Here is a 9,171-nt window from a genome sequence, read left to right as displayed (position 1 = left end):
AACGGAGCGATCAACGCCCAAGACTCATCCGTCAGTTCATGTCGCCGCACCACGAACGGAGTAACGAGCGATCGACTTTCCGGACACGGCCTAGGCCGTGACCTGGGCCAACGCGGCCGGCACCTCCCCGGCATGCAGCACGCCGAGCCGCTGCGTGGCCCGGGTGAGCGCCACGTACAGATCGCTGACCCCGAACTGCCCGGGCTCCACGACCAGCACGGAGTCGAACTCCAGCCCCTTGGCCTGCCGGGGATCGAGCAGGACGACATCCCGCGTCAGATCGGGCTCGGCCCCGACGACGACCCCGTCGACGCCCCGCGCGACCACCTCGTGGAGCGAGCGGGGCGCGATCACCGCGAGCCGCCCCTCCTCGGGAGCGAGCTCCGCGACGGCCCGGGCGACCGCGGGCCCGAGATCGTCGACGCGCCGGACCCAGGGCGCGACGCCGGTCGACCGCACCGAGGCCGGCGGCTCGTACCCCGGGATCTCGGCCCGCAGCACCCGCGCCGCGAGCTCCATGATCTCGGACGGCGTCCGGTAGTTGACCCCGAGCCGGGTGTGCTCGTACCGGTCCTCGACGTACGGCGCGAGGATCTCGGACCACGCCCCGACACCGGCCTCCTCGGACGTCTGCGCCGGGTCCCCGACGAGCGTCATGGAGCGGGTGGGCGAGCGCCGCATGAGCAGCCGCCACGCCATCGGGCTGAGCTCCTGCGCCTCGTCGACGATGATGTGCCCGAACGCCCAGGTCCGGTCGGCGGCGGCCCGCTCCGCGGCGCTGCGGTGGTCCTCCTCCTCGTACCAGTCGGCGACCCGGTCGGCGTCGACGATGTCGTGCGCGGCGAGCACCTCCGACTCGTCCTCGTCCTCGAACTCGTAGGTCTCCGAGCCCTTCGACAGGTCGAGCACGCCCTGCGCGTACGCGATCCGCTCCTGCCGGGCGGCCTCGGCGGCGGCGCGCTCGGCGCTGTCGTCGTGCCCGAGGAGTTCCGCGGCCTCGTCGAGCAGCGGCACGTCGGCCGGGGTCCACGGCTGGTCCCCGTCGGCGGGGGCGCGCCGGATCGCGGCGGCGTCCTCGTCCGGGAGGTGCGTGGGTTCGGCGAGATAGTCGGCGAGGAAGCGCTCGGGCGTGAGCAGCGGCCACAGTTCCTCGATCGCGGCGTGCACGTCGGCGCTCGCGGCGACGGCCTTGCCGAGCTGGGCGACATCGTCGGGGCCGAGGAAGTTCGGGCCGCCGTACGGGTCGGCGCCGATCCGCTCGGTGAGCTGCGCGGTGAGCGCGTCGAGGACGCGGAACGCGAAGTGCGGTCGGGCAAGGTTGTGCGGCAGCTTGGTGTCGCGGGCCGCCTGCCGGGCCTCGTAGGCGATCTCCCAGTCGAGGACCAGATCGCCGTCGTCGTGCGGGACCACGATCGGGGCGCCGGGCATGGGCAGTTCCTGCCGGTCGGCGACGGCCCGGGACAGTGCCTCGGCCATCGTGGCGGCGCCCTTGACGGCGACGGCGCGCGGGCTGTCCGTGCCGGTGGCGTGGACGCCGGGGAACAGCTCCGCGACGGTGGACAGGAGCACGCCCGTCTCGCCGAGCGCGGGCAGCACCTCGGAGATGTACCTCAGGAACGCCGGGTTCGGGCCGACGATGAGGACGGCCCGCTTGGCGAGCAGTTCCCGGTGCTCGTAGAGCAGGTACGCGGCGCGGTGCAGCGCGACGGCGGTCTTGCCGGTGCCGGGGCCGCCCTCGACGACGAGCACGCCCTGGTGCGCGTGCCGGATGATCTCGTCCTGCTCGGCCTGGATGGTCTGCACGATGTCGCCCATGCGGCCGGTGCGGGCGCTGTTGAGCGCGGCGAGCAGCACGGCGTCGCCGGTCGGGTCCTCGTACCCGGTCCGCTCAGCGTCGTCGAGGTCGAGGATCTCGTCGTGCAGTTCGGTGACCGTACGGCCGTCGAGCGTGAGGTGCCGGCGGCGCCGCAGCCCCATCGGGGTGTGTCCGGTCGCGAGATAGAAGGGCCGGGCGACGGGGGCGCGCCAGTCGATCAGGATCGGGGTGTGTTCGGTGTCGTCGCGGCGAATTCCGATACGGCCGATGTGGTGCGCCGCGCCGTCCTTGAGATCGATCCGGCCGAACGCGAGAGATCCTTCCACGGCATTCAGCGCGGCGAGCAGCCCGGACCGTTCCACGACCAGCAGGTCCCGCTCGAGACGGGCCTGCTGACCCGTCCCGACCGGCGTGATCGCGTCCCGGACCGAGTCCGCGGCCTCGCCGCGCAATTCGTCGACGCGCGCGTAGAGCGTGTCGACGAATTCCTGTTCCTTCTGCAATTCTTTCTGCGATGCGGCGGTTTCCCGGCTTGACAAAACGGCTCCCTGCCCGGTACGGTGTTGTTTATCGGCCCCCAGTGAGGGGCCTTTTCTGTGGGCACACAGAAACACCGAATATACCCCGGGCGGGGCACGCATTCCAATCGGTGGGGAAATTCCCCGAAGATTCAGAGGGCCTCCGCCAATTCCTCGAGCAGCCGCCGCTTCGGCCGGGCGCCGACCCGCGACCACACCGGCTCGCCGTCCTTGAAGACCATCAGCGTCGGCATCGACAGCACCCCGTACTTCACCGCGGTGTCCGGATTGGCGTCGACGTCGATCGCCACGACGTCGAGCCGCTCGCGCTCCTCCTCGGCGACGGCCTTCAGCACGGGCGCCAGCTGCTTGCACGGCCCGCACCACTCGGCGGTGAACTCCACCAGCACCGGCCGGCCGGCCTTGAGCACCTGCTCGTCGAAGTCCGCGTCGGTCACATCCCGAAACGCCATCTCTGTCACTCCCCTGGTTCGTTCAGTTCTGGTTCGTTCAGCTCGCAGCGCGGCGCGGACTCCTCCGCGGCCAGCGCCTGCATGGCTTCCTCGGCTCGCGCCAACTGCGCGCCGACCTTCTCCCGTACGGCGCTCAACTCGCCGATCAGCGCGTCGAGCTCGGTGAGCTTGGCCCGGTACACGGCGAGCGACGCCGGGCAGGAGTCGCCCTCCGGGTGACCGGCGCGCAGGCACTCCACGAACGGCCGGGTCTCCTCCAGGTCGAACCCGAAGTCCTGCAGCGTGCGGATCTGGCGCAGTGCGCGCAGGTCCGCCTCGTCGTAGGTCCGGTACCCGTTGCCGCCGCGCCGCGCGGGCAGCAGCCCGCGCGACTCGTAGTACCTGAGCGTCCGCGTGGTCGTGCCGGCGCGGGCCGCGAGCTCTCCGATGCGCATGCCTCGACCGTAAACCTTGACGCCGGGGTCAAGGCCAGCGCCGATCGCCGCGGATCGTGTACGGAACACCGGAATACCCACGGACGTACGGGAATTGGAGCAAGAGACCGCACCACACACTGGAGGATCCACGTGACCGCGATCTCCGTCCGCTACGTCGGCGGACCCACGTCCGTCATCGAGACCGGCGGCCTGCGCCTGCTCACCGACCCCACGTTCGACGCCCCGGGCGACTACCCGGTGGGCGCCCGCAGCCTGGTGAAGACAGCCGGCCCCGCCGTCGCCGCCGACGCCATAAGACCGGTGGACGCGGTGCTGCTGTCCCACGACCACCACCCCGACAACCTGGACAAGGCCGGCCGCGCCCTGCTCGCCGACGTCCCGCTCGTGCTGTCCACCGCGGCCGCGCACGAGCGGCTCGGCGCCGGCGTCACCGCCCTGCCCGCCTGGGAGCACGTGGAGCTGCCGCGCCCCGACGGCGGCACCCTGCGCGTGACGGCTGTGCCCGCGCTGCACGGCCCCGAGGGCAGCGAGCCGCTGGTCGGCGAGGTGACGGGCTTCGTCCTGTCCGGCGAGGGCCTGCCCACGGTGTACGTCTCGGGGGACAACGCCTCGCTCGACCGGGTCCGCGAGGTCGCCGCGCGCTTCCCGTCCGTCGACGTGGCCCTCCTGTTCGCGGGCGCGGCCCGCACCCCGCTCGTGCCGGACGCGCCGCTCACGCTCACCAGCGCGGACGCGGCGGAGGCCGCGCGGATCCTGGACGCCGGGCACGTGGTGCCGCTCCACTTCGAGCACTGGGGGCACTTCACGGAGGACGGGGCCGCGCTGACGGCGGCGTTCGCCGAGGCGGGCCTGAGCGAGCGCCTGCACCTGCTCAAGCCCGGGGAGACCTTCGCGCTCTGACCCGTCGGGTGACCGGCCGGATCACCGGTCGGGTCACCGGTCGGAGGGCTCCTCACGGGGGTCCTCCGGCCAGTCGCCGCGCCCGGCCAGGTGCAGGACGAGCGCGGCGATGTTCCACGCGTCGTCCTCGCCCCGGTGATGCCGGCCCTCCAGGGGCAGCCCGGCCGCATCGAGCGCCTGGGCCATGCCGGGCCGTCTGCGCAGCCCGTGGCTGCCGGTGAAGACGGCCTTGGCGTTGATGTGCGTACGCCCGAAGGGATAGCCGGCGCCGGGGGCCGCGCACTGCCGCTCGAACTGCTTGCGGTCGTAGTCGCCCCAGCTCGCCCAGGTCCTGGCCCGTCCCACGTGCTCCTCCCGCAGGATGCGGCAGGCCTCCGCGAAGGAGACCCCGCGCGCGACCTCGTCCTGCGTGAGCCCGGTGAGCTCGGTGCAGAACGCACTGACGGTGGACCGCTCGGGCCGCACGAGGATTCCGTGCCGCGCGATCCGCTTGCCCTGCGCCAGGTCCACGACGGTCAGCCCGACCTCGATGATCTCGCTGACGGCTCCCGGCGGCGGCTGCCCGTCCCAGCAGGTGGCCTCGACGTCGACGACGTTGAGGAGATGTCGGTGGGGTTCCGGCGGCGCGCTGGTCATGCGCGGCAGCGTACGGAGCGGCCCTGACCCCGGCGACCGGTTTTACGGCCAGTCCACCAGCGCCAGGAACACCAGGTACGCGACGACGATCAGGGCGGGAGCCGCGACCGCGAGGCGGGTCCTGCGCGCCGAGAACCGCGCCGCGGCCCTCTCCCGATGCGGCAGCGCCCACGCTGCGGTCAGGAGCAGCACGGCCACGCCGACCAGGCAGAGGAAGACCGTGATCGCCCGGTGGAAGCTGGGATCGAACCGGCTCGACTGGGCCTGCGTACACGCGTCGCAGGCCATCGGCGCGAGCGCCGCGAAGCCGAACGCGCAGTAGCCGGTGAGCAGGGTCAGCACGCTGGAGAGCAGCGGGGCGAACCACCAGCCGCGGACCACCTCGGCGTGGGTGGTCAGCAGCAGTTCGGGGCTCCGTCCTTTCCTCATGCCTCGAGGAAACCTCCGGACGGAGCGCTCCGCCTGAGCCCCCGTACTCAGGGGCTACTCAGCCGCGCCCCTGCTCAGCCGCTGTCCTGCTCAGCCGCGGGTGCTACTCCGCCGCCCCGAAGCTCACCTGCGCGGCCTCCACGGTCCCGCCGCGGCGCCCCGGCGCCTTCTGGAAGCCCCAGTACAGATTGGTGTGCGCGATGACCTGCTCCGGGGCGGGCGCCCCGAACTGGGTGAGGTCCTCCGTCGTGTGCGCGTCGCCGACGAGCGTCACGTCGTAGCCCCGCACGAAGCCGCCGTGCAGCGTGGAGCGGATGCACGCGTCGGTCTGGGCGCCGCTCACGACGAGGCGTCCCACCCCGCGCTCGGCGAGGACCTTCTCCAGCTCGGTGTCCTCGAAGGAGTCCCCGTACCGCTTGTGGACCAGCGGCTCGCCCTCGCGCCGGGGCAGCTCGGGCACGTACTGCCACGCCTCGCTCCCCTCCTTCAGCTCGCCGTCGTCGGAGTGCTGCACCCAGATCACGGGCACGTCCTCGGCGCGCGCCCGGTCGACGAGCGACGCGATGTTCGCGAGGACCTCGTCGCGGCGGTGGGCGCCTTCGACGACCCCGTTCTGCACGTCGATCACCAGCAGAGCGGTGCCGGGCCTGTCGGGCAGAGTTGTCATGGTGCGAGCCTCCTGGTCGGTGGTCCTGGTCGGACGTCCTGGTAGGTCGTTCTCCAACTGCCGCCACCCTAGGCCGCCCCACTGACAACGACCCCGGGGCCGCCCTCAGCCCTGGCCGGCCGGCACCGGTTCGCCCGCCTCCGTGGCCTCGGCCGGCACCACGTCCTCGCCGTCGGCGCTCCCCCGCACCTTGCGCGGGAGCAGCACGCCCACCAGCAGGGTCCCGACGCCGAGGATCATGGCTCCGACGACACTCGTGTGGGCGACGGCGTCCGAGAACGAGGACCCCACCGCGTCCGCCATCTGCCGTGCTCCGTCGGCCAGTTGTCCCGCCTGCGCCTTCAACTGCGCGGCCTGCTGCGGGTCCCCGGCGGCGGCTGCCTGCCCGGCGAGCTTGTCGGCCTGCGCCCCGATCTGCCGCGCGACCGCGTATCCGGCGCCCACCGAGTCCTGCGCGGTGGTCAGCGCCTCTGCGGGCAGCTTCGTCCCGGACGTGGCGTCCGACAGGTGAGAGGAGTACGAACCGGCGAGCACGGAGCCGAGGATCGCGATGCCGAGCGAGCCGCCGAGTTCGAGCGAGGTGTCGTTGACCGCTCCGCCCACGCCGAGCTCCGCCTCCGGGAACGCCCCCATGATCGCGTCGGTGCAGGGCGAGAGCGCGAGCCCGATGGCGAGCCCGAGGATCACGAGCGGCGGCACGAAGTCCCCGTACGAGGATCCCGCGTCGACCCGCGTCAGCAGGGCCAGTGCCGTGGTGCCGCCGACCATGCCCGCGGTGACGGTGATCTTCATGCCGATGCGCGGGGTGAGGTACCCGGTGAGCGCGGACCCGACGAACACGGCGCCGGCCAGCGGCAGCATGCGCACGCCGGTCTCCAGGGCGTCGTAGCCGAGCACGAACTGCAGGTGCTGGGTCAGGTAGTAGAACGCGCCGAAGACGGCCAGGAAGAAGAGGGCGACGGCCAGGTTCGACCCGGCGAACCGGCGGTTGGCGAACCGGCGCACGTCGAGCACCGGGCGCGGGTGCCGCAGCTCCCACAGTACGAACGCGACGAGCGCGAGCCCGGCGACCACGGCCGCGCCGACGGCCTTCACGCCCCACCCGAAGTGCGGCCCCTCGATGATCATGTAGACGAGCGCGCCGACCCAGACCACGGACAGCAGGCCGCCGACGTAGTCGATCCGGTGCTGGTGCGCGGCCTTGGACGGCGGTACGAGGACGAGCGCGCCGACGATCGCGAGCACGGCGACCGGCACGTTGATCAGGAAGGTCGAGGCCCAGCCGTGGTCCCGCAGCAGCGCGCCCGCGACCAGCGGCCCGGCCGCGATGGCGAGCCCCGCGGTCGCGGTCCACAGCACGATCGCCTTGGCGCGCTCGGCCTTCGGGAAGGTCGCGGCCAGCAGCGACAGCGTGGCCGGCATGATCATCGCGGCGCCGACGCCCATCACCGCGCGGGCGGCGATGACCCCGGTCCCGCTGTCGACGAGCGACCCGGCGACCGCGCCGCCACCGAACACGACCAGGCCGAGGATCAGCGCCCCGCGCCGGCTGTACTTGTCGCCGATGGCGCCGAGCAGCAGCATCAGGGCCGCGTACGGCACGGTGTAGCCGTCGATGACCCATTGCAGGTCGGCGCTGGTCAGGCCCAGGTCCTGGGTCATGTCGGGCGCCGCGACGGTCAGCGCCGTGTTCGCCATGACGATGATCAGCAGGCTCAGGCAGAGCACGAGGAGCGCCCACCAGCGGCGGGCGTAGGGCCGGTCCATCGATTCGACCGGCTCGTTCATGACGAGACGCATGGCGGGAAGACCCTCCCAGGAGCAGTAATCACCTTGCACAGGGCATTGCACATCGCTGTGCAATTACACACTGCTGTGCAATCTACGCGCTTGCACAGCAGTGTGCAAAATGAAGGCGATCGCGGCTGCTCCCGAGGGCCCGTGCACAATGAACGGCGTGACTTCCGTACGAGCCGACGCCAACCGCCGCCGCATCCTCGACGTCGCGCTCGCCGAACTGCTGCGCGACCCGGACGCCTCCATGGATCAGATCGCGCGCGCGGCCGGTGTGGTGCGCCGCACGGTGTACGGGCACTTCCCCAGCCGCGACGCGCTTGTCGCGGCGCTGGTGGACGACGCGGCCCAGGCCGTCGCGGCAGCGCACCTCGCGGGCCGCGAGGGCATCGAGGACCCCGCCGAGGCGGTGGCCCACTCGATCCTGGCGATCTGGCCGATCGCCGACCGCTACCGCCTGCTGGTCCACCTCGCCCAGCGCAGCGTCACGATGGAGGGCATCCGCGCCCGCCTCGCGCCGGTCCGCGAGGTCTGCACCCAGCTCATCGAACAGGCCGTGGAGAAGGGCGAGTTCACCTCACCGCTCCCGGCCACCGCGCTGGCGTACGTACACGAGCAGGTCCTGTTCGGCCTGATGGAAGCGGTGAACGACGGCGCCCTCCCGGCGCAGGAGGCGGGCCGCGCGGCGGTGGTGGCCGTCCTCTCCTCGGCCGGCTACCCGGCGCTGGACGCGGAACGCCTGGCGGACACCGCGGCGACCCGCTCGCTCTAGGACCGGATCGGACCTACATCGCTCCTATCGTCACTCTCCACAAGGACCGCGCGGCCCACGCGACCCGCAGGGCCCGCTACGAGAGGACGACCCGATGTCCGAGCAGATCGCTGTCACGCCCCCGGGCTACACCACCGTCGCGCCCTGGGTCGTCACCGACGACACGGGAGCGTTCCTGGACTTCGTCGCCCAGGCCTTCGCCGGCGAGGAGCTCGCCCGGGTGGTCACGGAGGACGGCCTCGTCGGCCACGGCGAGATCCGGGTCGGCGACACCGTCGTCCTGGCCTTCGACCGGCGCAAGGAGTGGCCCGTCATGCCGAGCCTCCTGCGGGTCTTCGTCCCCGACGCGGACGCGGCCATCTCCCGGGCCCTCACGGCCGGCGCCGAGGTCGTGACCGCCCTGGTGAACGACGCCTTCGGTCAGCGCGGCGGCCGGATCAAGGACCCGTTCGGCAACATCTGGTGGGTGACGAGCCGCGTCGAGGAACTCACGGAGGACGAGATGTGGGCCCGCTTTCAGCAGCCCGAGTACGCGGACGCGATGCGCGTCGCCCAGGAGACGCTGGACGCGGAACTGAGCGGGCGGAGCGAGGGCCGCAGCAGCGCGCCGACCCGCACCTGACGTAATTCCCCCTAAACGCAGAAAACCCCGGACCGTATCCCGGTCCGGGGTTTCCCTTTTATCCAAAATTTGTTCGGCGGCGTCCTACTCTCCCACAGGGTCCCCCC

At 72.2% G+C, this 9,171-nt stretch carries 10 protein-coding genes; 3 read left to right on the top strand and 7 right to left on the bottom strand.

What is annotated here, in order from left to right; all coding sequences use genetic code 11:
• Window positions 1–90: 90 nt before the first annotated feature.
• The 3 genes from ACZ4E1_RS40135 to ACZ4E1_RS40125 all read right to left on the bottom strand — a co-directional run bounded on the left by ACZ4E1_RS40135 (window position 91) and on the right by ACZ4E1_RS40125 (window position 3,241).
• On the bottom strand, window positions 91–2,319 hold the full coding sequence (locus ACZ4E1_RS40135) for a HelD family protein (RefSeq protein WP_467548929.1): 2,229 nt from the start codon (window positions 2,317–2,319) through the stop codon (window positions 91–93).
• A gap of 167 nt (window positions 2,320–2,486) precedes the next feature.
• Complete coding sequence (gene trxA / locus ACZ4E1_RS40130) at window positions 2,487–2,807, bottom strand: thioredoxin (RefSeq protein ID WP_384628733.1); 321 nt, start codon at window positions 2,805–2,807, stop codon at window positions 2,487–2,489.
• A gap of 5 nt (window positions 2,808–2,812) precedes the next feature.
• Window positions 2,813–3,241: a MerR family transcriptional regulator gene (locus ACZ4E1_RS40125; protein WP_467548927.1), complete on the bottom strand. Its 429-nt coding sequence runs from the start codon at window positions 3,239–3,241 to the stop codon at window positions 2,813–2,815.
• A gap of 141 nt (window positions 3,242–3,382) precedes the next feature.
• Here ACZ4E1_RS40125 and ACZ4E1_RS40120 point away from each other — a divergent pair, with 141 nt between their 5' ends.
• Window positions 3,383–4,144, top strand: coding sequence for an MBL fold metallo-hydrolase (locus ACZ4E1_RS40120; RefSeq protein WP_467548931.1), 762 nt, complete (start codon window positions 3,383–3,385; stop codon window positions 4,142–4,144).
• A 33-nt stretch (window positions 4,145–4,177) separates the two neighbouring features.
• On the opposite strand, the gene ACZ4E1_RS40115 is transcribed toward ACZ4E1_RS40120, so the two are convergent.
• From ACZ4E1_RS40115 to ACZ4E1_RS40100, 4 genes are all read right to left on the bottom strand, one after another.
• Window positions 4,178–4,780 (bottom strand): 3'-5' exonuclease, encoded by a 603-nt coding sequence (locus ACZ4E1_RS40115; protein ID WP_467548925.1) that lies wholly within the window; start codon window positions 4,778–4,780, stop codon window positions 4,178–4,180.
• A 42-nt stretch (window positions 4,781–4,822) separates the two neighbouring features.
• Window positions 4,823–5,209 carry a hypothetical protein gene (locus tag ACZ4E1_RS40110; RefSeq protein ID WP_467548923.1) on the bottom strand — a complete coding sequence of 129 codons (387 nt, stop codon included), beginning with the start codon at window positions 5,207–5,209 and terminating at the stop codon, window positions 4,823–4,825.
• A 103-nt stretch (window positions 5,210–5,312) separates the two neighbouring features.
• Window positions 5,313–5,876, bottom strand: coding sequence for a cysteine hydrolase family protein (locus tag ACZ4E1_RS40105; protein ID WP_467548921.1), 564 nt, complete (start codon window positions 5,874–5,876; stop codon window positions 5,313–5,315).
• Between the two features lie 105 nt (window positions 5,877–5,981).
• Window positions 5,982–7,676 carry an MFS transporter gene (locus ACZ4E1_RS40100; RefSeq protein ID WP_467548920.1) on the bottom strand — a complete coding sequence of 565 codons (1,695 nt, stop codon included), beginning with the start codon at window positions 7,674–7,676 and terminating at the stop codon, window positions 5,982–5,984.
• A 148-nt stretch (window positions 7,677–7,824) separates the two neighbouring features.
• On the opposite strand from ACZ4E1_RS40100, the gene ACZ4E1_RS40095 reads away from it, so the two are divergent.
• Together ACZ4E1_RS40095 and ACZ4E1_RS40090 are read left to right on the top strand one after the other, a co-directional pair.
• Window positions 7,825–8,442 carry a TetR/AcrR family transcriptional regulator gene (locus ACZ4E1_RS40095; protein ID WP_467548918.1) on the top strand — a complete coding sequence of 206 codons (618 nt, stop codon included), beginning with the start codon at window positions 7,825–7,827 and terminating at the stop codon, window positions 8,440–8,442.
• 94 nt (window positions 8,443–8,536) lie between these two features.
• Window positions 8,537–9,064, top strand: a complete 528-nt coding sequence (locus ACZ4E1_RS40090; RefSeq protein ID WP_467548916.1) for a VOC family protein — start codon at window positions 8,537–8,539, stop codon at window positions 9,062–9,064.
• Window positions 9,065–9,171 lie beyond the last annotated feature (107 nt).

Source organism: Streptomyces sp. NPDC025806 (assembly GCF_055558275.1).
This window is presented reverse-complemented; position numbering and strand designations above follow the sequence as displayed.

Excerpts from the sequence above, each read along its gene's own strand:
- ACZ4E1_RS40090 (WP_467548916.1), top strand. The coding sequence starts at position 8,537 with ATGTCCGAGCAGATCGCTGTCACGCCCCCGGGCTACACCACCGTCGCG.
- ACZ4E1_RS40110 (WP_467548923.1), bottom strand. The coding sequence starts at position 5,209 with ATGAGGAAAGGACGGAGCCCCGAACTGCTGCTGACCACCCACGCCGAG.
- ACZ4E1_RS40115 (WP_467548925.1), bottom strand. The coding sequence starts at position 4,780 with ATGACCAGCGCGCCGCCGGAACCCCACCGACATCTCCTCAACGTCGTC.
- ACZ4E1_RS40100 (WP_467548920.1), bottom strand. The coding sequence starts at position 7,676 with ATGCGTCTCGTCATGAACGAGCCGGTCGAATCGATGGACCGGCCCTAC.
- ACZ4E1_RS40125 (WP_467548927.1), bottom strand. The coding sequence starts at position 3,241 with ATGCGCATCGGAGAGCTCGCGGCCCGCGCCGGCACGACCACGCGGACG.
- ACZ4E1_RS40105 (WP_467548921.1), bottom strand. The coding sequence starts at position 5,876 with ATGACAACTCTGCCCGACAGGCCCGGCACCGCTCTGCTGGTGATCGAC.
- trxA (WP_384628733.1), bottom strand. The coding sequence starts at position 2,807 with ATGGCGTTTCGGGATGTGACCGACGCGGACTTCGACGAGCAGGTGCTC.
- ACZ4E1_RS40095 (WP_467548918.1), top strand. The coding sequence starts at position 7,825 with ATGAACGGCGTGACTTCCGTACGAGCCGACGCCAACCGCCGCCGCATC.